The 23,608-nt window shown below is 37.3% G+C and carries 15 protein-coding genes and 1 pseudogene; 7 read left to right on the forward strand and 9 right to left on the reverse strand.

From position 1 onward, the window contains the following. The first annotated feature begins 916 nt into the window (after positions 1–916). From mfnA to M886_RS03970, 3 genes are all read left to right on the forward strand, one after another. Positions 917–2,113: a tyrosine decarboxylase MfnA gene (gene mfnA, locus M886_RS03960; protein WP_048050694.1), complete on the forward strand. Its 1,197-nt coding sequence runs from the start codon at positions 917–919 to the stop codon at positions 2,111–2,113. An 833-nt stretch (positions 2,114–2,946) separates the two neighbouring features. Continuing rightward, positions 2,947–4,041, forward strand: coding sequence for a CBS domain-containing protein (locus M886_RS03965; protein WP_048050695.1), 1,095 nt, complete (start codon positions 2,947–2,949; stop codon positions 4,039–4,041). Between the two features lie 644 nt (positions 4,042–4,685). Further along, positions 4,686–6,224: a TraB/GumN family protein gene (locus tag M886_RS03970; RefSeq protein ID WP_048050696.1), complete on the forward strand. Its 1,539-nt coding sequence runs from the start codon at positions 4,686–4,688 to the stop codon at positions 6,222–6,224. Between the two features lie 203 nt (positions 6,225–6,427). On the opposite strand, the pseudogene M886_RS03975 reads toward M886_RS03970, so the two are convergent. From M886_RS03975 to M886_RS04020, 9 genes and pseudogenes are all read right to left on the reverse strand, one after another. Beyond that, positions 6,428–7,861, reverse strand: a pseudogene (locus M886_RS03975) (IS66-like element ISMma14 family transposase). A 120-nt stretch (positions 7,862–7,981) separates the two neighbouring features. Further along, entirely contained in the window at positions 7,982–8,314 is a 333-nt protein-coding gene (locus tag M886_RS03985) for a DUF4405 domain-containing protein (protein ID WP_235203865.1), read from the reverse strand. Positions 8,315–8,561: 247 nt separating this feature from the next. After that, positions 8,562–9,455 carry a formylmethanofuran--tetrahydromethanopterin N-formyltransferase gene (gene fhcD / locus M886_RS03990; protein ID WP_011033267.1) on the reverse strand — a complete coding sequence of 298 codons (894 nt, stop codon included), beginning with the start codon at positions 9,453–9,455 and terminating at the stop codon, positions 8,562–8,564. A gap of 780 nt (positions 9,456–10,235) precedes the next feature. After that, on the reverse strand, positions 10,236–10,715 hold the full coding sequence (locus tag M886_RS03995) for a chemotaxis protein CheD (RefSeq protein WP_011033268.1): 480 nt from the start codon (positions 10,713–10,715) through the stop codon (positions 10,236–10,238). 292 nt (positions 10,716–11,007) lie between these two features. Further along, complete coding sequence (locus tag M886_RS04000) at positions 11,008–11,646, reverse strand: chemotaxis protein CheC (RefSeq protein ID WP_011033269.1); 639 nt, start codon at positions 11,644–11,646, stop codon at positions 11,008–11,010. Positions 11,647–11,860: 214 nt separating this feature from the next. Then, positions 11,861–12,844: a CheR family methyltransferase gene (locus M886_RS04005; protein ID WP_084685043.1), complete on the reverse strand. Its 984-nt coding sequence runs from the start codon at positions 12,842–12,844 to the stop codon at positions 11,861–11,863. Between the two features lie 49 nt (positions 12,845–12,893). Continuing rightward, entirely contained in the window at positions 12,894–14,918 is a 2,025-nt protein-coding gene (locus M886_RS04010) for a chemotaxis protein CheA (RefSeq protein WP_048050698.1), read from the reverse strand. Positions 14,919–15,419: 501 nt separating this feature from the next. Further along, complete coding sequence (locus M886_RS04015; RefSeq protein ID WP_048039988.1) at positions 15,420–16,490, reverse strand: protein-glutamate methylesterase/protein-glutamine glutaminase; 1,071 nt, start codon at positions 16,488–16,490, stop codon at positions 15,420–15,422. Between the two features lie 181 nt (positions 16,491–16,671). Beyond that, positions 16,672–17,037 carry a response regulator gene (locus M886_RS04020; RefSeq protein WP_015411741.1) on the reverse strand — a complete coding sequence of 122 codons (366 nt, stop codon included), beginning with the start codon at positions 17,035–17,037 and terminating at the stop codon, positions 16,672–16,674. Positions 17,038–18,511: 1,474 nt separating this feature from the next. On the opposite strand from M886_RS04020, the gene M886_RS04025 reads away from it, so the two are divergent. From M886_RS04025 to M886_RS04040, 4 genes are all read left to right on the forward strand, one after another. Then, positions 18,512–18,892: a response regulator gene (locus tag M886_RS04025; protein ID WP_011033274.1), complete on the forward strand. Its 381-nt coding sequence runs from the start codon at positions 18,512–18,514 to the stop codon at positions 18,890–18,892. A gap of 274 nt (positions 18,893–19,166) precedes the next feature. Continuing rightward, positions 19,167–21,236 carry a methyl-accepting chemotaxis protein gene (locus M886_RS04030; protein WP_015411742.1) on the forward strand — a complete coding sequence of 690 codons (2,070 nt, stop codon included), beginning with the start codon at positions 19,167–19,169 and terminating at the stop codon, positions 21,234–21,236. Positions 21,237–21,421: 185 nt separating this feature from the next. Further along, complete coding sequence (locus M886_RS04035) at positions 21,422–22,045, forward strand: chemotaxis protein CheW (RefSeq protein WP_048050699.1); 624 nt, start codon at positions 21,422–21,424, stop codon at positions 22,043–22,045. 75 nt (positions 22,046–22,120) lie between these two features. After that, positions 22,121–23,458: a GntP family permease gene (locus M886_RS04040; protein WP_048050700.1), complete on the forward strand. Its 1,338-nt coding sequence runs from the start codon at positions 22,121–22,123 to the stop codon at positions 23,456–23,458. Positions 23,459–23,608: the final 150 nt, after the last annotated feature.

Raw genomic sequence — 23,608 nt, forward strand, 5'->3', positions numbered from 1 at the left:
AATTAGACTAAAAATAGCCGTGAATTGAAATAAAGATAGCTGTAAATTAAACAAAAGATATTATGAGTTATGTTCTGGAAGGATTAAATTAAAGATAACTCTGAATTAAACGAGAGATATTATGAATTTGTCACAACCCCCCTTTATTTCCACTGGAAAGTTTAAATAACCCGGGGACCCCATGATTTCGCTTGAAAGGTTTCGGAAAGGTTGCGAGACAAAATAAAAATTGATTTTATTTTGTATTGGATCAAAATAATAGTGTTGTGCTATAACATTTATTCTATATATATGTTGTTATTAATCTGAAGGAAATTTCTGGAAATATTGATAAAAATATAAGTAATTTTAGATTTTAACTTAAATAATGTTTATTTTATATTTTTTATTTTTTTTATTGAACACCAATCCTTTACTCCAACTACCATAACTTCTTTCCAGTAGAAACAAAGGGGTCTCCCTCAAATAAAATAAACTTTCTGATTACTATATAATTTGATATTTTAAAATTAGTATTTTTTATTATCAAAATTTTCTTGAAATTTATCTTTATGATATATATATACTGTTTATAATTTTTAGGATTCTTGTCAATTTAGTAGAACTTCTGGTTTTTCTTTATTTTATTCTTTTTCTAGTTCTTTTTTCTGGCTCTTTCTTATTTTTTTCTTTTTTTTTCTTTTTATCTTTCAGTTCTTTTTCTCTTGTTTTTGATTTTTTAAATCATTTCATTATTTCTAATTTCACTATTTCTATTTTCTTCCAATCAAAGTTCTTTTTATCTAAGCTTTATTCTAATTTATCTTCGAAAAATGGACAATTAACGCTATTCTGGTCTTTTATGATCTCGAGGAAGTCAGTTTTTCTAGTTTGATTCCATAAGTCTTTTAAATAAAACTGGTTTTACTTTACCTATATGAATGAGCAGGGTCTTTCGGAAAGAGAGATATTTTCCTATCTGGAAAATGCAAAGTCAGAAGATACGGATTATTATCGGGTTTTTAGTTCAATGTGTACCCGCCCTCATAAGATCGCAATCGAGGCTAACAGGCTCTTTATTGAAGCTAACCTGGGCGATCTGGGGCTTTTTGCCGGAGCCCACAAACTAGAGCAGGAGGTTGTCAGAATGCTTGGCAACCTTCTTCACGCCTCTTCAATTGACGTTCCTTCAGGCGGTTTATGTCAGAGCTCTGTTTGCGGTTACCTGACCACAGGAGGTACGGAATCCAACATTCAGGCTGTAAGAGGAATGAAAAACCTGGTAACAGCAGGAAAAAAAGAATTTAAGGGAACTCCAAACATTGTAATTCCCGCATCGGCTCATTTTTCTTTTGATAAAGTTGCCGACATGATGGGCATAGAAGTCAGAAGGGCTTCTCTTGATTCGGAGTTCAGGGTGGATATGGCATCGGTTGAAAAACTCATAAATGAAAACACGATAGGCCTCGTAGGAATTGCAGGGAATACTGAATTTGGCCAGATAGATCCGATCGATAAACTCTCGGAAGTAGCTCTTGAAAATGAGCTTTTCCTGCACGTTGATGCGGCTTTCGGAGGTTTTGTTATTCCTTTCCTGGAAAAGCCCCAGCCTTTTGACTTCAAAGTGCCGGGAGTGACTTCAATTGCCATAGACCCCCATAAGATGGGCCTTTCCACAATTCCTTCAGGCGCTTTACTTTTCAGGTCCCCTTCTTTCCTGGATTCTCTCAAAGTAAGTACCCCATATCTTACAACAAAATCCCAGTTCACACTTACAGGCACCCGGAGTGGAGCCTCAGCTGCTGCTACCTGCGCAGTCATGAAGTATCTCGGATATGAAGGTTACAGAAAAAATGTGCAGCACTGCATGGAACTTACTTCAAAAATTGTCGAAGAAGCAAGAAAACTTGGTTTCGAGCCATTGATTGAGCCGGTCATGAACGTCGTTGCTCTTAAAGTCCCGAATCCTGACCTTGTCAGAGAACGGCTTCTTAAAAAATTCGGCTGGAATGTCTCAATTACCCGCACTCCAAGGGCTCTCCGTCTTGTCCTTATGCCTCATAACAGTCCCGAAGATATCGAACTATTTTTAAAAGACCTTAAGAAAGTGACAGCAGAAATTAAAAGCCCCTAATTATATTTTTTAATTTCAGGCTTTAATTTCAGATTTTTAATTTCAAACTTCTATTGCAGGGTTCTAACTTAAACCCCCAGTTCAAATCTTCTCATTCAAATATTTCAATTTGAAACTCCAATTCAGAAATTTCCATTCAAATATTTTAACTGAAACTTCAATTCAGAGATTTCCATTCAAATATTTTAACTTAAAACTCCAGTTTAAAGCTTCCAATCTAAAGCTTCTAACTTAAAGCTCTAATTCAAAGCTTCTCTATCAGATTAGTTATCTTCTTTATCAGATCAGTTATCTTCTCTATCAGATTAGTTATCTTCTTTATCAGATTAGTTATCTTCTTTATCAGATCAGCTATTTCCTTTATCCATTTTTATCCATTTTATATAACAGCTTGATCCTTACCTGGATGTTTATAGGCATTAATAGAAATTAGGATTATATTTTAAATCAAGATTATAAAACAAATATTGTAGAATAATTCTTGTGAAATAGATTTGTTAAATGGCTTTGTAAAGTGATCAACCCGAGATACTCGGCGTAGAACAATCATTGTCGAAGAAGGATCGTTGTCGAAGAAAGATCCTTATCGAAGAAAGATCATTATCGACTTATCTTGATGGAGTAGTCAATTAAGTACATTAGATTAAATATATTAGCTGGTAGGGTTTATAAAAAAATCATTTATTTACTGAGATTTAATGCAAAAATAATTATGCTATTTAAAATAATATAATATATGTTCTAACTTTTATGATTCCTGGCTCTTAAGTAGATTAATTGGTATAGTTATCAAGTATTTATATTTACGAAAACTAAAAGGGGGTAATTACTTCTTGAAATCTTCACTGAAAATCGGAAGCGTTCTGGGCATACCTATCAAGCTGCATATCACTTTTCTTTTAATCCTTCCTGTTTTTGCATATATATTTGCAATTAATCCATACCCTTATGGCTTTCTGGAAGTTGAGCCTGCTTCGACAAAATACATGCTTTCATCCCTGACTGCAATTTTACTTTTCGCCTCAATCCTTTTACACGAGCTTGCACACTCATACCTTGCAAAACAATACGGGGTTAATATTGAGAGTATTACGCTCTTCCTTTTTGGAGGAGTATCTTCAATGGAAGAGATACCAAGAGACCCCGGACAGGAAGCAAAGATGGCTTTTGCAGGACCTTTTACGAGCCTGGTAATAGGTTCTATCTGTCTTCTGTTATACAGGTATATAATTATGTCAAATCCTGCGCTATCTGAAAATCCTGTTTATCTGACAATCTGGATTCTCGGGGCAATGAACCTGGTGCTTGGAATCTTCAATCTGCTGCCTGCATTTCCAATGGATGGAGGGAGAGTGCTGCGTTCTTTCTATGCCAGGAGGATGTCCTATGTCAAAGCTACCAAGAGTGCAGCTGCCGTAGGAAAATTTTTCGCCATTCTGATGGCTATTTTTGGAATCCTTATTGGAAACCTCTGGTTCCCACTTATTGCTCTCTTCATTTACGCTGGCGCTTCCGAGGAAGAGCGTTCTACTCAAGCATCCGTAAGTCTGGAAAATATCCTGGTAAAAGACATAATGACAAAAGAAGTAGTTTCAGTTCCCCCTTCCATGAATGTTGAAGATCTAATTCAGTTTATGTTTGAGAAAAAACATATGGGCTATCCTGTGGTAGAAAGCGGCAACCTGAAAGGAATCGTAACTTTTACAGATATCCAGCGCGTTCCCACCATTGACCGCCCTGTGATGCGGGTCTCAGATATCATGACAAGAGATATAATATCTGTTCCTTCTGATGCACAGGCAAGTGATGTCCTCAAACTGGTTACATCCAAAAATATCGGAAGGGTTCTGGTAATTGATAATGGATCTCTTGTAGGAGTGCTCTCCAGAACAGATCTGGTCAGGATACTCAAACTCAGATCTGAATAACAAACATAATAGAATTAAAATTTAGATCTGAATAACAAACATAATAGAATTAAAATTTAGATCTGAATAACAAACATAATAGAATTAAAATTTAGATCTGAATAATGAATCTGATGGAATTAAAATTCAAATTAGAATAGTGAATCGGATCGAATAGTGAACTCGAAAGAGTGATAAATCAAAAAATTTTTCTGGAAATATAAATTTTCCAGAAATACAAATTCTTTGGAAAATATAAATTTCCAGAAATACAAATTTAATTCTATCCGGATTTACTATTGCAAACTGGCATCTGAGGGTCAATTATTTAACATATATAACTTATTTAAAATGTATGGTTTAATTATGTATAGCTTAATTTACCATGCATTAAATTACTTATACGCTAAACCATTCACCTGATAACTTCAAATTCGCTGCAATAAGTGTTTAAATCCGGAAGCATAATGCATGTAGAACATTCTCGCAATGGAAAGAAAGCGGAATAACGCACACCGAACAGAAGTACACAAAAATACAAATGAGATGTTATATTAATACATATTTATCCAGTACATATTTATCCAGTACATATTTATCCAGTACATATTTATCCAATACTATTTATCCGGCACTGCTAATCTGCCGCAACAAAGAGACTGATTATGAATAAATATGAAATTACAGATTCTCAGGAAATGGATCCTGAACGCAATTCTTACAGTTCATCTCAGGAGTCAATACACTCTATGGACAAACCTATAGAATCTAAGGAAGGCAATGTTTCTGTTGGGAAGTTTAAACTTTCTGATTCTTCAATTAACAATCCAGAAGAAATCATTTCTGTGCCGTCATCTACAACAGAAATCGAAAAGGTCGAAATGAAGCCAGGTACGGGTGATGGACTTAACTCCGAGCTTCTCCCTGCTTCAGTTTCGGAACTGTCAATTCCTTCTCCTTTCCAGCCTCAAATCCCGGACGGAAACAATTCATCTGTTGAGTTTCACCCTTCAAAAGTTGTGCTTATAGGCACGGCACACGTTTCCGAAAAGAGTGTGAATGAGGTAAGAAGCGCAATCAGAAATCTTAAACCCGATATCGTAGCTGTTGAGCTTTGCAGGGCACGTTACGATTCTCTTAAAGGAAATGTTCCGGAAACAAATCAGGTTCCAATAAAGGAAATTCTCACCGAAGGAAAAGTGTATTACTATCTTGTCCACTGGCTGCTTGCTTATGTGCAGAAAAAGATCGGTGAAGACATGGGTGTAAAGCCCGGTTCCGAGATGATTTCCGCAATTGAAGAAGCAGAAGCCTCAGGAGCTAAAATAGCTCTAATTGACAGGGATATTCAGGTGACTCTCCAGCGTTTCTGGGGCCGCATGAAATTTACTGAGAAAATAAAGATGCTGGGTTCTCTTATAGGCGGCCTGATAGGAATAGGAAAAGGAGCAGAAATCGACATAGACCAGATAACTCAACAGGATGTTGTCACAGCCCTCGTTAGCGAGCTCAGAGAATTTGCCCCAACTGCAGCTGAAACTCTCATAGATGAAAGGGACGCATACCTTGCAGGGAGCATTCTCAGGACGGCTGCTGGTGGAAACAAAACCATTGTTGCGGTAATTGGAGCAGGACATAAACCAGGTGTAATTAACTACCTGGAGAACCCAAAGAGCCTTCCTCCTCTTAATTCTCTTATGCAGATTCCGAAGAAACGATTTGGAATTGGCAAAATTATCGGTTTTGCCTTTGTAGGTCTTATTATCGGGTTTTTTTTGCTGCTCCTGCTTTCGGGCGTTCCACTGAAACTCCTTTTGATAGCTTTCGGATGGTGGTTCATTATCACAGGAACCCTGAGTGCAATCGGCACTCTGCTCGCAGGCGGCCATCCTTACTCAGTCCTGACCGCCTTTTCGGTTGCCTGGCTGACCACTCTTCACCCTTTAATTGCTGCGGGCTGGTTTGCTGGAATTGTAGAAGCAAGACAGCGAAACCCTACCGCCGCAGATATAAAAGCCCTTGCAGGGATAGAAACTTTCAGGGAAATGTTCAAAAACAGGTTTATGCGAGTCCTCCTTGTCGCTAGCTTTGCTAACATAGGGAGTATGACAGGTACTTTCCTGGGAGCCTATGTTATGATACGGGTTACCGGCCTTGATCCAAGAGATATTCTACTTTCCGGGTTCAACGCTCTAGGACTCTAAAATAGGACTCTAAAATAATCCTATGGATAAAAGCAGATCTGAGAGTCAGATTTTCTGCTTTCATAACTTTTATCCTTTTGCAATTTTGAAGCGATTTTTAACTTCTTAAGTTTTTTTAATTTTTATAATTTTTTACATCTTTTTATAATTTTTTATATCTTTTTATAATATCTGTGTTTTTTATAATTTTTCTACGTAACTGCTCAGAGTATAGTTAACGGCGCTCCTATGAGCGCCGCACGAATACCCTCTAAAACAGGTAAACCGTTCTTTTTTCCTGTAGAAATGTACGCCCTAATTCTGCAGAAAGCTTGCGCTCCCATTGCTTTTCTGAAAGTTCCCGATATTTTCTGCTGTAGTTTCATCATCCTGATATCTCTTTCTGCCTGATTATTATCAAATGGAACTTTCAAATCTGTCAGGAATCTCAGAATCTTTTCTTTGTGTTCTATAAACCTATCCAGCAGATTCCTTGATTTTGTTTTTGGATTTTTACCGCGTTTTCCCTGTTTTTCAGGATTTAGAGAATGCGGATTTTCTTCAAGCGCTCTAATGATAATTGCATCAAACCTTTCTTCCAATGCTTTAATTTGCTCAAAATCAGGTTCTCTTAATTGCTCTTTACACTCATCAGTGTATTTCTTCATCTCAGTGAGCAGTTCATTCATCTCTTTAGCCCATGTCTGTTTATAGTTCTCTTCAATTCCTGTAAGTTCTCTCTGTAAATGAGCGTTACACAGAGCATGATCACAATCATAAACGTTGTAAGGTTTCCATCCATCATGAACTGCTACTCCCTTAAACTTCGGAAGAATTCCCATAGCATCTATTGCTTCTGCTCCTCTTTTTGTATGAGCAAAATAACATGTGTATTTTTCATTAGAAGCTACATGAAGCCAGTGTCTTTTTCCTTCAATCTTCATACCAGTTTCATCAAAATTGATTACAGGCGAGGCTAATAACTTCTCTCTAATAACGTTTTCAAATTCCTCTAAATTCTGGAAACATTCTCTTTCTGCTCTAATTATCGTAGCAGGACAGATTTTTATTCCCATAATGTCTTCAAATAACTCAGAAATTCTATCATAAGGAACAAACTGGTAATTTTTACAGTAAATAGCTGAAGCTAAAATATTAGGGCCATACTGAACCGGATATTTCACTGATTCGGGAAAAACGGCTTTATTCAACTTTCCACAACAAGGACAGGTTTTAATCTGACTTTTATGTTCTGTAACAATTAGATTTACGGGAGGAATGTCAAAGACCTGTCTTCTCTCATAAGCTTCAACTTCAACATTCTCAAGGGTAGATCCGCATTCTTTGCAGCAGGTCAAAGAATGTTCTATTACCTACTCAGGATGATCAACCATATCAAGAGTCGTGCCTGGATGACCTTCCTGACCTCCAGGTTTCTTCCCGCTTGGTTTACGCAGACTCTTGGGATTAGGTTTCTCTTTGACAAAATAATCAGTAGAAGGAGGTCGACTGCTGTTACGACTGTTTTGATTTAAACGAGATTCTAAGGCTACAAGTCTTTCAGTGAGTTCTTTAACTTGAGATTCTAAACTCTCAATGTAAGCTACAATAATTTCAGGATTTGAAGCACAGTAAGAAAGAATCTCATCACGTTTCATAAAGCTAAAAAGGAATCATTTTATATCCAATTTTTCCTCGGAACGAGGAAAAATGTGTAGCCTCGTTAAGGCTACCTGAATAGTTACTTTTCTACTTTTTAATCCTTTTTTAATATTTTTCTATTTTTTGTCTTCTATTTTTTTGTCTTCTATCATTTTGTCTTCATTCTCTTCCAATTCGCCTTTTTCTTTTCCGAAGAAATTTCTGGTAGTACGTACAATCCAGTTCCAGTGCAGGATAAGATGAATGATTACAAGAATTATTATCAGGATTCCAGCTCTATTATGTAGCCAGATCCACGTGGCTTTCGTTAGCCCCATGTATACAACGTATCTGCCTCTCTGGATTCCCGAAGGGATGAAAAAATACATGAAAAAACCTGTAAATGCGACTACGAAAAATAGGGCGGTCAGGACAAGATCCACCAGATAATTGATTCTTTGTTTATTCACGTTTCCATACCTCACTTTTCTCTGAAAAGTAATTAGGTCTGGAAAATAAAAAGGTGTTTGAGAGGTATAGGAAAAGCTTTCTCGTTAAAATTAAATTACAGGTAAAACAGAGAATAATAATTATTTAAAAAATAACAAATGACTAAAAAAATATTAATTATGTAAAAAATAATAATTATTTAATAAAAATAGTATGTGGCTAAAAAAGAGAATTTTGAGCTCATAAGAGCTCATAGAACCTGAATTTTTAGAAGAGTTCGTGAAGTTTGAATTGATACTTACCAAGTTTGCCGCCGTAGTTCCCTGCGGAAATCTTTTTGATTCCGGGGACAGTTACCGCAGCTTCTATTCCGGCTTTCATTGCTGCTTTTATACTTGCTTCATCGAGCCCGTTGATAACGATTTCATAAACAGCATTGACATCGGCAGGAATTTCAGTGTTCTCTACTTTATCCTTTATGGAGGGGCAGAACTTTTCGTTTGCAGTAGCTTTCAGGAATTTATACTTGTTTGCTCCGGACTTGGACCCGCTTGCAACAATGCCGCCAGGGAAGGGGGTAATTGTGCCTTCAAGTTCTGCAATTGCATCTACAGCGGCTTCGGCTGCAGTCAGGGCACTCATCTGGGAGTCTCCGAAGATAAAGAAGTTTCCGCCTGCAATTCCGGCTATAGCTCCGATGTTGTCTTCAGTCACGAAGTCTCCTTCCATGATCGGGACCTTGAATACTTTGCGCCCGGCAATCTGAGCTTCGGACTCCATACCGTCTCCAAAGAATTTGAGTTTAAAGCCGACATTGAACTGTTTCTCAGAATCGGGCAGGCCGTTAAAGACTGCAGTTGTAGGAGCAGTAAGTACGCACTGTCCAATCCTCTCGAGCAGCTGTTCTTCAAGGGCTTCATATTTGAAAGTACAGATCTGAATATAAGCTCCAGGTCTCCCGTCAGGAGTCTCGCTGGGGCTTGCGAACCTTTCAATTCCAGCTTCTGCAGGGCACATTATAACTGATGTCCCGAAGCCGGTAGCTTCAGTAGCTGCTACCTGAGCCCAGCGCTTTGTTACTGCTGTTATGAGCACTCGTGCAATCTTGATCGGAAACGCTTCTGCATATGTGTCTTCAATTTCTACTCCGTTGATTTCCATGAAATTCCCCTAGTTTACTTTTCGTTATTTAATTAATAAGCTACAGGTTTGATGTCTGCTATAACAGCATTTTTTAGTCAGTTTAGCGTGCTTAGGTATGTTTCAACAATTGTTACTTTACAATTATTGTTACTTTACAATTGCACATCCATTCTAATGTTTCATTTCAGCATGTTTCGGTGCAGTACATTCAATCCTTTATTTTTGATTCAGCCTTTTTAGATATCCTTGAACTATTTATATTGTTTTAAATTTATGCTGTTTTTAATTGGTCGTCCCATGCTGATCGCCAATGCTCTGCTCTATTTCTTATGCCGTATAGAAAAAGTCACATAATTCGGCGTACTTAATCCCAGGCATACACTTAGAGTTTTATGGTATTTTATTTTCTCTGTTAATCAATCGATTTTAAGCATAGCTTTTCTGCCTGCAATCGATTAGATAATGAATGTCTATTATAATATTTATATCAAATATATAATTTTTTAAAGAAAAGAAATTCAAAATACTCTGGAGCGAATAAACGAATAATACCCTGGATCGAATAACGGATAAAAAATCGACAATAAAGGGCAAACTGGATAATAAAACACAAAATGGATGATAAGATGCAAATGAGCAAACTGATGTTTAACAATAAAAACCGATGGTAAAAATAAATACTGATTGTAAAATAAAAACTGGATAACAAGATAAGAAACTGAAATATGGTATAAAATGGGTAATTAAATGCAATTAAGTACAAAACTAGATATTAATATTAAACTAGATAATAAATTCTTAAATTAATTTATCCCCTTTTAGAATTGTCTTTATAAGAAGATCTCCAGTAAGAGTATCGAATATTACTGTACGTCCGTAGTTTTTCCCCACGTCCTCAGCTATAATAGACACTCCCAGTTTTTTCATTGTTTCTCTGGCACTTTTAATGTTTCTCTCACCTATATTCAGGCGTGAATTTTCAAACATTCCCGCTCCCCCTACAACTTTTGCTTCAAGTTTATCTATGGAACCTCCTCTTCTGATCATCTCGTCTACAAGATACTCTATTCCCGCATCTGTAAATTTGGCAGGATTATCTTTTAGTTTTGCATCTTTTATGTTTGGAAGCATGGTATGGAGAAGGCCACCTATCTTTTTCTGTCTATCATAGAGGGTTATTCCAAGGCAGGAACCCAGTCCGGAGGTTTTAATTTTCATGGGGCTTCTAGCTATTGCACAATCTCCTATCCCCACCGTGATTATGTCCGAATTGACCAATCTGTAAAACCTCCTTATAAGTCTATTTTCATAACACCGGTTAGTTCAAAATTCACCTGTTTGAATTTTTATCGGTTTAAGTTATTGATTTTAAGTTATTGGTTTGAATTTTTATCGGTTTAAGTTATTGATTTTAAGTTATTGGTTTGAATTTTTATTGGTTTAAGTCATCGGTTTAAGTTATTGGTTTAAAGTTATCGGTTTGATATTTACTGGTTTGAAAACTGATTATTATTTTGTGATTATCTGTTCCTTTTATATGGTTTCTGTCCTGTTAATTTTAATGTAATAATCAAGCATTTTGATTAATCATCGAATTGATTCTTTCCAGCAAACAGCTAAGAGATTTCGGATCAAGTAAAGTCAGTACGTTCCCTTTAATCCTCTTTTCTTTTATCAGAAATTCTGCATCAAGTACGAAAGCAAAATCTGCTATATAGCCCATTTCTGTAATCACCGAATTAAAAATTGAGTCAGACATATCATATGTTGCATAAGGTATTGAAATTGAAAGATTAAGTTTCAAAAACTTCGCGAGAGAAGTTACATAGGTTCCTGCCAGGATATGGCTAACTTCCTCAATTAAAGATATTTTTAAAGACCTTTTTACCGGATCTGTAAGATTTTTTTCGATTTCCTCGCCTGAAAGGCTTATATAGAGGCTCTCTGCACTTGTTTCTGGGAAAAAAACAAGGATATATCCATTGAGGTCCTCTTTTATACGTATCAATGTGCCCATAACCGGGGATTCTGAAAAACCTGCTATTTTCGGTATGTCTTCGATTAATCCCAATTCCGTATCTATAACCTTTGTACATACAAGACTGTTTACGAGCCTCGAAAGAGAAACTGCCGAATTTCCTATACCTATATTTCCTATTTCTTTCAGCGCTCCATACTCGAATTCGCTTAAACTTGTTATCTCTTCCATAAAATTCCCCATAGTTTTCTTCGGTTTTTCAGATCTCTTTCATACGTATTTCTTTCGTTATGAATTTCTTTCGTTATGTACTTCTTCCATTATGGATTTCTTTCGTTATGTACTTCTTCCATTATGGATTTTTTTCGTTATGGATTTCTTTCAATCTGGTTCCTTCCAATATGGATTTCTATTGATCTCTTCTATATGGATTTCTTTCCACATTTTAGTTTTCTTTTAAGTACAGGCGCTCTCTCGCATTGTAAGGCTTAAAGCGATTTGAAGCTGTTCCCAGCAGTGTTTCGGCTTTTCCTATCACAAAGAAACCTTTTTTATTTAATGCCCTGTGAAAGTTAAGCTGCAATTGTTCTTGAATTTCCTTTTTAAAGTATATCATAACGTTTCGGCAGATTATGAGGTCAAAATGGTCTATACAGGATTCTGATATCATATCATGCCGTTTAAAACGAATAATACTCCTTAAATTGTCGAGAACCTGATAGGTCTCACCTTTTTTCACAAAATATTTTTCTCTTGTACTGGCGTCTATATTTTTAAGTACATTTTCAGGGTAAATTCCTTTTCGGGCTTTTTCAAGGCTTATAGTGTCAATGTCAGTGCCTATAATGCTTATTCTATACTTATCCAGGTCTTTTCCAAGAGCTCTATGGAACAAAATAGCAAGAGAATAGACCTCTTCTCCTGTTGCACAGCCTGCGCTCCAGATACGGATAGATTTTACAAGCGAGTCTGACCTGGACTTTATTAAAAAAGGAACAACTTCTTTTTCAATTACCTCAAAGGTTTCCGGATTTCGGAAAAATTCGCTGACATTTATCGTAAGGGCTTTGATAAGATATTCATGCTCAATTGAACTCTTTCTCAGCAACTTGAGATATTCTTCATAACTTTCTGACCCGGTAGCCCTGACCCGGACATTAACTCTGCGCCTGAAATGGGCTTCCTTATATTGTTCACAGTTAAATCCGGTACTCTCCGTAATCACTCTTTTTAATAATTCAAATCCCGAGTCTTCCTCAAAATCTCTTTCTGTTTTTATTTTCTCTCGTTCTCTTTCTGTTTTTATTTTCTCTCGTTCTCTTTCTGTTTTTATTTTCTCTCGTTCTCTTTCTGTTTTTATTTTCTCTCGTTCTCTTTCTGTTTTTATTTTCTCTGCGTCTGTCTCCAGTCTATATTTATCCGGTTTCATTCACTTTCGTTTCACCTGCATGTGTTCATTTTTCTCTTCAGTCGAGATTTCAGGTTATGGAGTTAATATCAAGGATTAAAATAACACTCCCGTCTCCCATGACGGTTGCTCCCGCAAATTCCCGGGTTTTTTCCAGCAACCTGCTTTTGAAGGTTTTTATAATTATTTCCTGTTTTCCAAGCAGTGAGTCCACCACAAGCCCTATGTACTGTCCGGCCTTTTCGACTATAACTATATCCAGGTTTTCTTCATTCTCTATCGCAGGCAATTGGAACAACTTACGTAATCTCAACAGTGGAAGTGTTTTTTCATTTATCAAAATAACTTCTTCGCCCCTTATATGCCGGACGTCCTTTTTCCTGACTGAAATGCTTTTTATTATATTGGTAAAAGGTATTGCGTACCTTTCCATTCCCACTTTTACAAGCATAGACTGGCAAAGAGCAATAGTTATTGGTAACCTCAATTCGAACCTTGAACCGGTTCCAGGTTTTGAGTCCACCTTTATGGAACCTCCAAGGTGTTCAATTCGGTTTTTTACAATATCCATCCCGACTCCTCTGCCTGAAAGGTCCGTAACCTCGCTGGCAGTACTGAGTCCTGGTGTGAAAATTAGCTGTATTAATTCTCTTTCAGAAAGCTGTTCGGCTTCGTCTCTAGAAATAAGTCTTCTTTGAAATGCGATTTTTCGGATTTCTTCTGCATCTATGCCTTTCCCATCATCCTCTATCCTGATAAGGACATAGTTTTGCTGTCTTGAAGCTGTAATTATTATCTTGCCAGTTTCCTCTTTCCCGAGTTCCACACGCTTTTCAGGAGTTTCTATTCCGTGGTCCACTGCATTTCTTAGCAGGTGCACAAGAGGATCCCCGATTTCTTCTATAATAGCTCTATCTATTTTGATTTCTTTTCCCCTTATTATGAAATCAATTTTTTTATTTTGTCCCCTCGCAAGATCTCTTATCATTCTGGGGAAAATATTGGTTATGTGGTCCAGAGGTATCATCCTTATCTCTAACACTTCTTCTTGAAGCTCCCTGGTTAGCTTCTGGTAGTCAGAAAGTGCAAAGTCCAGATCTTTTGATTTTAATTTCCCTGTGAGCTCTTTTACCCTGCTTCTGTTTATTACTAGCTCACCGACAAGGTTCATCAGCTTATCTAACTTCTCAGTACTGACCCTTGAACTATGTATTTTTGGGCTCTGGGTTTTTACTTCCTTACCACTTTGCCTTTCTTTTTCGTTTTTTTCTCTCCCTTCTGTTTCTTCTTCTTTTTCTTTCTCTACCGCTTTTTCCTTTTCCTCTTTTTCTGCATTTTTTCTTTCTCTTTCCTCATCTTCTTCTGTTTTTTCTCCTTTTTCTCTCTCTTCTATTTTTTTTCCTTTTTCTCCCTCTTTTGTTTTTTCTCCTTTTTCTCTCTCTTCTATTTTTTCTCCTTTTTCTCCCTCTTTTGTTTTTTGTGTTTCTTCTTTTTCTCTTCCTTCTGTTTTTTCTGTTTCTTCTTCTTTTTCTCCTTTTTCTTTCTCTTCCGCTTTCTCTTCCGTTTTCTCTCCTGTTTTTTCCTTTACTTCTTGTCTTTTCCCTTTTTCCCCTATTCCTTTATCTAAAGAAAAAGTACAAAATTCATTTTTTTGAAGAATGTATTCCTCTGAGGGATTATTTATCGTCCTCAGAGTTTCTAAAATCTTTTCTGCATCTGGGCCGGAGTTACTACCTTCGCTTCTATCGCCTTCTCTCCCGACGATTTTGTTTTCCATGCCTGCACAGACTTCCTCAACAAGCCTCTCCAGAGTATCCAGGCATTCGAAAAGGATATCGATTAAATAAGAATCAAGGGTTAGCTTTCCTGTACGGGATCTATCAATCAGGCTTTCCATCTCATGTGTCAGTTCAACAATCTGTTTGAACCCCATGGTTGCAGCCATGCCCTTAAAAGTATGAGCTGAACGAAATAATATATTCATCTGCTCCGCATTTTCAGGATTCTGTTCAAGTGCTAGCAGGGAGTCGCTCATCTCCTGAATGTTTTTTTCAGATTCGGACCTGAAAATGCCTATATACTTCGACATGTCCATGATTTTGCCTGCCTTCTGTAAACATTTTATAATCCTGAAAGCTACCGGAATTTTCTATAAGTAAAAATTATTAATTATGTTACTTTTAAGAATTATGTTATTTTAAAAGAATATGTTACTTTAAAGAATATGTTACTTTAAAGAATATGTTACTTTAAAGAATATGTTACTTTAAAGAATATGTTACTTTAAAGAATATGTTACTTTAAAGAATATGTTACTTTAAAATTCGTCTAACCCTTTGACCTAACCAGCTGAGCCAACAATTAATCTGAGTAATTAATCTTACAGACTGATCTAAGCAATTAATCTGAGTAATTAATCTTACAGGCTGATCTAAGTAACTAATCTGAGTAACCAATCTGAGTAACCAATCTGAGTAACCAATCTGAGTAACCAATCTGAGTAACCAATCTGAGTAACCAATCTGGCAATCAATCTGAACAATTAATTTAACCAGATTTGATCTAAATAATTAATTTAATAATGATCTACCCAGAGTCATCTGACTATTTTGACAATTTCATCAGCCATTTTATCCAGAGGAAGCACAAAGTCTGCCAGGTTTCGCCTTACAATCTCTCCAGGCATTCCGTATATCACACATGAGCTTTGGTCTTCTGCGATCACTTTACCGCCCATTTTTTTAATCTCTTCAGCTCCATCCGCTCCATCGCAGTTCATTCCTGTAAGTACAAGGGAAATAACTCTGGGACCGTAAATCCTGGCAACTGATCTGAACAGGACATTTACTGAGGGCCTGGACCCCAGCTCTTTAGGTCCGCAGGATAGATGCACTGTATCTTCTCCAAAGCCGTTTACTTTATTCCGTACAATTTCCATATGATAATCTCCAGGGGCTATAAACACAGTTCCTTCTTCCATTATGTCTCCTTCCTGTGCTTCTTTTACCCTGAGGGCTGATTTTGCATCAAGCCTTTTAGAGAGGGATGCTGTAAAACCCGGAGGCATGTGCTGTACTATAAGAACCGCAGCTGGAATTTCAGCGGGAAACGAGCCTATAAGTTTTTCCAGAGCTCTTGGCCCTCCTGTAGATGCGCCTATAGCCAGCACATTTCTAACAAAGGTTTTCTCCCGGAGGCTATTCTTTTTTTTCCTGTGGTTTTCAGGTATCTGGTGTTCTAAATCTCGGATGCACCCAAGGTTATTAAGATCGGCTTTTGAAGCTGCTCTGACTTTTGCACAAATTTCTTCTGCCATCTCGTGCATACTTTGACTGAGAATACCCGAAGGCTTTTCGATTACGTCCACTGCTCCATACTCCAGAGCTGTGAGGGTAATCTCCTCAGCCTTTTCCCCCAGAGCTGACACTATAACCACAGGAGTCGGAAATTCTTCCATGATATGGGAAAGAGTCTTAAGCCCATCAAGAACAGGCATTATATTATCAAGAAGAACTACATCGGGCTTAAGTTTTCTGACTTTTTCAAGGCCGTCCTCTCCATTGATTGCAGTTCCGATAACAGCGATTTTAGGATCCTGATTAAGAATATCGGAAAGGACTTTGCGAATCAAAGCAGAATCATCCACTATGAGCGCACGAATAACCATTTCAAGCACTTTCTTCGGATGTTGGTTTGACAAAATTATCTGGTTTAGAAGGTAGATCTGGTTAGACCTGATTAATCCTGTCTGGCAAAATTATCTTATCTGGTAAAGTTATTTTATTTGGCAGGGTAAATCTGGTTTTTCAATGTAACCTGGTTCTGCAAGGTTAAGTTAGTCTGGCAGGTTAATTTGGTTCGGCTATTTTTCTAATTACATCAAGCATGCTTTCCGGCTCAAAAGGTTTCACTATAAAACCCATAGCTCCTATTTTCATAGATTCGGTTATCAGAGCCTGCTGCCCAAGAGAAGAACACATTACCACTTTTGCGGCAGGATCTATTAAAAGAAGTTTTTGTAGCGCTTCCTTGCCATCCATATCAGGCATTATTATGTCCATTAACACAAGATCAGGTTTTACTTCCAGATACGTCTGAACTGCTTCTTCTCCATCACTTACCTCGGCAACCACCTCGTGTCCGTGCTTCAGGAGGATATCTCTAATTACCATTCGCATAAATTCGGCATCGTCCACGATCATTACCCTTGCCATTCTAAACCTTCCTATTTTTGCTAAGTAAGTGACAGTTTTTGTGTGCGTATTACTTTTCACTTCTATGTTAAATATTATTTTTTATTTAAATCCAGTGATTTTTGAAGTTCCCTGACCGTATTTCATTTTAAAAATACTTTCGAATTCAGTATAAACATGCCGATTTATAATCGCGTTTTTATTTTTCAAACCTGTTATTAACAGAGAACGATCTCGAAAATAACAATTTAGAATTTCAGTAACTTGGAATTTAATAGTTCAGAATTTAAATAGTTCAGAATTTAAATAGTTCAGAATTAAATGCTTAGAATTTCAACAACTTGGAATCTTTATTAACGTTGAATCTCTAAGATGATTACTGAAAATTTGTGTTAAACAGTAACTGAAAGTTTTTAGCTGGAATGAAATCAGAGAATTTTTAAGAAGATGCATACATGCTAACATATACAGTTAACACAAGTTTTTCTGATTATCAATTCTTTTTTCTTAATATGAAAAAGTATATACGAAAACAGCTATATTAAACTTTTTTAATTATCTTCGTCAATTTTTTTTGTTTTTGTCTGCTTCTATTCTGGCTTTTTGTGTGTTAATAAATTTTAGTAAAATTTTATTATTCTTTGTCTATATTTATTCAAAGCCGTCTGTCTCGGTTGCATAGAACCGGTGGAAGATTTGAAAGAGCTCTTTTTATAAAATATAGAGCTGGCTCTGCCTTAGCATATATGTGAATAAGAATCATGTAAGTAAGGATTATCTAAATCTAAGTAAAGATTGTTAAAATCTAAGTAAGGATTACCTAAATAAAATTATCTAAAATCTAAGTAAGGATTGCCTAAATAAAAATTATCTAACCAAGCATCAACTATCCTATTTTCAATCTTTATATTAAAATAATGTTATATATCTTAATAAATAACTTTATATTCTACGGGGATTTATATTGTTTTTATAAGTTGGGGAATTGACTCTCACGTAATATTTCCATACAAAGAATCAACATTATTTCCATACAAAGAATCAACATTATTTCCATACAAAGAATCAACATTATTTCCATACAAAGAATCACACTGGAACTAAATGACTTGTTTTTGCACTGAATTCCTTTACTTAGTGTTAAAATTTAGTTGCAGGTGTTTGTACTTAGGCTTTTAAATCCCAGCCCATTTACATTTAAATCTTAAAATTTATGCTTAAAATTTATGCTTAAATTTTATATCCAGAAGGGTAGTACGGAACACATCCGCTTTCCATAGAAAGCTGTAAGAATATTTAATGGAATTTTATCAGATTAATCGGATATTTATTTCCTATAGTTAAGAAGTTAGATAATTGAGAAGTTTATCCCCTACTAATTGCGAAACTAGATTCAGAAAAATACCCTCTTTAGAATAAAAATTTCTTTAAAATAAGTACCTCTGTATGAAGGACCCAATCAGAGAATTCTTCAAGCAGATACAGGAGTGATTAAATGCCTGAAATCCTGATTGTTGAGGATAACTTGCTTAATCTTGTTGTTGAATCCGACCTTCTGAAGTCCTGCGGATATGACCCGATAAAGGCAAAAAACGGCTTTGAAGCACTGGAAGTCCTCAGCAAGGTTAAAGTTGATCTCATACTGATGGATATGGAACTCCCAAAAATGCATGGACTTGAGCTGCTTCAGCAGATAAAGTGCAATCCTGATACAGAAAGTATAAAGGTGGTTGCTGTCACAGGGAATTGTGATCCTGAAAGTAGACAGGAATTTCTTAAAGCCGGATGTCATGCAGTTCTTTCCAAACCTATTAATTTTGATAGATTTGGATCGCAGGTCAAGGAGTTTCTTACAGTAATGAGTTCTCCCCATTAAGTTATCCTGAGTATACTTCAGAAGTAACACTTCTGATGAAACTGGTTATTCGGTTCCCCCATTATTTGAGGTTTTTACCCTTTAAGTTTCTTACTCTTTTAAAGGATCATAATATTTATGAATTCTTAAATAATCTATATTGAGCAGTTGTTGGGAAATCTGGATAAAAGCCTTCTGAAGATGTGTGTCTCTGCCTTTTACAGGTATTATCTGTATCCGGTTTTAGGCAGATAGACTACAGAAGTTAAGATGCTGGAAGCACGGGTGAAAAAAGATGTATAAAAGTACAAAAATAGGGCATGTAGTGATAGGGTTTGCCCTACTCCTGATTTTGATCTTTTTTGTAGGTTATACAGGTTATCAGGGCATGAACGAAGTTGATAAGAAGAGCCGGGCTATCCAGAATATGACTTTTATCATGAATAATATGCAGGACGCCCTGCAAGCTGAAGAAAGCTATGTTATTCACGGCGATCCTGCCTACAAAAAAGAAGTTTATCATTATCTCAGTTTTGTGCCCACACAGGCAGAGATATCCAAAGTGATATACATAGGCTACCTTGACCCTGAGAACCGTGACAGAATGGATCTTGTCCTTGAAGCTTCCAGGGAATTCAATGAAACTTTTAACAGATATGTTGAAGCAGAAGACGAACAGGCTAAGGTAAGGAGTAAACTTGTTAATGATAGTGAAATTCTAATCATAAACGCAGATAAGCTTTCTAAAAATCAGATGGTCCAGTACAGAGAGGAATTTGAGGCCGGGTACTCAAATGAGACCCTCGAGAAAAAATTTTCCAATGCCGAGAGCGCTCAAAGGATAATTGTACTGACAATGAAAGCTCAAAATGAGTATCAAAATTATGCTATGAGCCCCGACCAGCAATATGCAGATAATTTCAATGTGTTTATGGAAGAAATTATTGAACTTTCTACAGACTTAAACAGGAGGATGGATAGGCCGGAAAATATTGCTGCAGGGAATGAGATACTTAGAAGTGCCGAAGATTTCCAGGCAGATTTCGAGCAATTTAAGGTTCTGGAAGAAAGAAAAACGCTCGAAGAGAAAAATATGATGTCTATAGCCACAAGAGTTGGAGAAGTGGCTGAAGCCGCCAGTGCTGACCAGAAAGAAAAACTGGATGTGCTAATTACAAATTCCGTAAACAAAATTTTTCTGGTAACTTTCCTTTCATTGCTTATCGGCGGTTTACTTGTTTTTGTAATTATGAATATTTACAGAAAGCCCATCAACGAACTGCTTGAGGCTTCTGATATGGTTTCTGAAGGAAACCTTGACGTTGATATTAAAGGTTCCTCCAGAAGCGAGATCTTTCAGCTCTCGGAGGCTTTTAAAGCGATGGTTGAAAACCTGTGCAGCTTGATTAAAGAAATTCAGGAAGGATCACTGCATCTTGCCACACTTTCGGAAGAAATGTCTGCCTCTTCCGAAGAAGTAGCATCTGCATCAAGGAGAATTTCAGAAACAGCAGCCGAGATATCTAACGGGGCAGAAGTACAGAGCACGAAAATTATTGATATAACTCATGCGATGCAGGATATGACCCATAATATTCAGGAAATTGCGGATAATACGCAGAAAGTTTCTAAAAGCACAAATCTGGTAAATGATACCGTTTATAATATTGGAAATGTCTCCAGGGATGTCCTGTTAAAAATGGACCTTATAAGTTCTTCTGTCGATGAAACTGAAATTGTTATAAAGGATCTTGACTCAAAATCTCAACAAATAAATGAAATTATAACTCTGATTACAAGGATTGCAGACCAGACCAATATGCTTGCATTGAATGCCGCAATTGAAGCTGCACGTGCAGGGGAACACGGCAGAGGATTTTCCGTGGTGGCTGATGAAGTCCGCAAACTTGCTGAAGAGTCCGGAACCGCAGCTAAGGATATTTCCAGATTGATTGATGAAATCAGGGAAAGCATCAGTGATACGGTTGAAAGTATAGATGCAAGTAAGAAGAATGTAAAGAATGGTTCATTATCAGTCAGTGAAGAGGTCGAGATGGTTACAGGGATCGTTTCCACAATCAACGAGATCACCAATATGATAGAGGATGTTGCAGCCGCCACAGAAGAGCAGTCCGCGTCAATTGAAGAAATCACCTCTACACTGGAGGATATATCTTCCATATCCGAACAATCCGCTGCAGGGACTCAGGAAACTGCCGCAGCCCTGGAAGAGCAGAGCGCCTCAATGGCTGAGCTTGCCAGCATGGCTAACGACCTCTCTTTGCTTGGCGAGAAGATGAAAAAAGCCACTGAAAAGTTCAGGCTCGGAAATTCGAAAGGTGAGTCAGAAAATATTTCTGACTAAATGTTTCAGCCCACCGAACTGGTTAAATAAGGCTGGCTAAAACGAATCAGTTAAATATTTCAGGCTAAAAAACTTGTCAAATAAGGTCTACTGAGACGGGTTGTCTAACAACTGATTAAATGATTCTGGATAAAACGGATTGGGCCAGTAAGCCGCTTAAAATCTGAAGCCCCCGGGGAATTGAAATGTTTGAGGATACGATAGAAAAGGAAAGTTCATCATCCTCTGAAGAATCACTTCAGCTGGTGAGTTTTGAACTTTCAGGAGAAGAATTCGGAGTTGATATCATGCAGGTCTCCGAAATCATTCCGATTTCGAAAATCACCCGGATTCCTCAGGCTCCGGAATGTGTAAAAGGGCTTATTAACCTGAGGGGAAAAATTGTCGTGGTAATAGACCTCAACCGGCGCCTTGGTTTCAGCCCCAGAGAAAGTGACAGCCTTTCTAAAATTATTATAGTTAAAGTTAAAGATACGACAATAGGAATGCTTGTGAATTCCGTGAACGGTATATTAAAATTGCCCCTTTCCTCTATCGAGTCCACTCCGGATATGATTAAATCAAAAATTAATTCGGAATATTTGACCGGAGTTGGAAAAGCAGGTAACAGGCTTCTTATTCTCCTTAACCTTGCAAGGGTTCTTGGAGAAGAAGAGGTTGATGAACTGAACCAGCTTTCTTCTTCCAGTTCTTCTTTCAGTTCTTCTTCCTCTTCTCCTTCCCTCTCCTCTTCTTCCTCTCCGTCCAGTTCTTACTCATCATCATCTCCCTCTTCATCTTTCAAGGAATCTCCGGAGGAGAACACTTAAGAGTCTATAAGTAAGATATACCGGGATTCATTTCCCATTATCAGCAATTTATAATTCCATAAGAGCCGGAATATGATGCATCCTGTCCTCATTTTCCTTTTCGCACTTATAGCCATACTGCTTTTTACGGCAAAATTCAGGCTTCACCCTTTCCTTAGCCTTGTTCTTGTATCTCTTCTAACAGGGATTCTTGCAGGAGAGCCCATACGTACTATCGAAGCAGTTACTGAAGGACTGGGAAGCGTTTTTTCCCGTTTTGCCATTATTATTACGAGTGGGAGCATCATCGGACTTCTGCTCCAGAAAACCGGGGGAATGTCTTTAATAGCTTCTGACATTACGCGCTTTTTCAAAAATCCCCTGCTTGCCCTGAGCTTTCTTGGATTTCTTTTTTCCGTGCCAACAATGTGCTATATCCTTGCTTACGTTATCTTTATCCCGATAGCAAAAGAACTGTCTTCCAGGCTCAATTACCCCCCGATTTCCACTGCAACTGCACTTGCATTGGGAGCCGTTGCTTCATTTAATCTGGTTTATCCTTCCCCTGTGATCATTTCGGCAGCAGAAGAACTTTCAGCAAACAGGGATATGCTTATTCTACTGGGATTTCTTACCGCTGTTCCCACTTCTTTTTCAGGATATCTTTATGCGAGGAGGCTTGGAAAGGCTGAAGTTTCCGGAATGAATGAGGGTGGGGTAATACGGGAAAAAACCATTGTAAAGGAGAAAAAAGACCGGTCACAGGAAAATGGTGCGTTGCAAAGGACAGAAAATAGAAAACCAGGCAGGTTTGAAGCTTATGCTCCGATTTTTATTCCTCTATTTCTCATCCTTTTCGAGGCTGTATTAAATAATCCTAATACTCTATTCACCTTTCTGGGAAATCCGAATGTTGCATTACTTATTGGGGTCCTTCTTTCTATTTTTTCCGGGAGAGTGCTGGGACTCCCAATGATAAGGGTCCAGGTCGAAAAAGCCATAAAAAGAAGCGGTGTTGTCCTGCTCGACCTTTGTGGGGGTGGAGCTCTTGGTGCAACTCTTGCCATGACAGGAGCAGGGGAAGCCCTTGGAAAGTTTTTCCTGCAGTTCAACCTGCCTCATATTCTTGTGCCTTTTCTTGTTGCAGCAGCCCTCCAAACAGTGCAGGGCTCAAGAGTTGTAACGATGCTCGTCGCTCCGTCCCTTTTACTCCCCCTTGTCCCTGAGCTTGGACTCCCTCCGGAAATTTTGATCCTTTCAATGGCTTCAGGCACTTTTATGATTTCACACGTTAATGACCCGTTTTTCTGGATTTTCGGAGAACTCGCAGAACTGACACCCTCTGAGGTTTTCAGGTCAAATACACTTGGAAACGCCCTTATGGGAGTAGTAAGCTTTCTGATCGTCTCCGGAATATATTTTTTCTTTTACTGATATTTTTTAAAGAATTTTATATCTTATTTGTAGTATTAGATATTTTTTAATAATTAATTTTTATGCTATGTGTTTTCTTTTACATTATATTTTCATTTATTCTGTAGTTTTTTATATTTTTCATCCTGTTTTCATTTATATTTAGTATTT

The sequence above is a fragment of the Methanosarcina soligelidi genome (assembly GCF_000744315.1).
In the GTDB taxonomy this organism is placed as follows: Archaea; Halobacteriota; Methanosarcinia; order Methanosarcinales; family Methanosarcinaceae; genus Methanosarcina; species Methanosarcina mazei.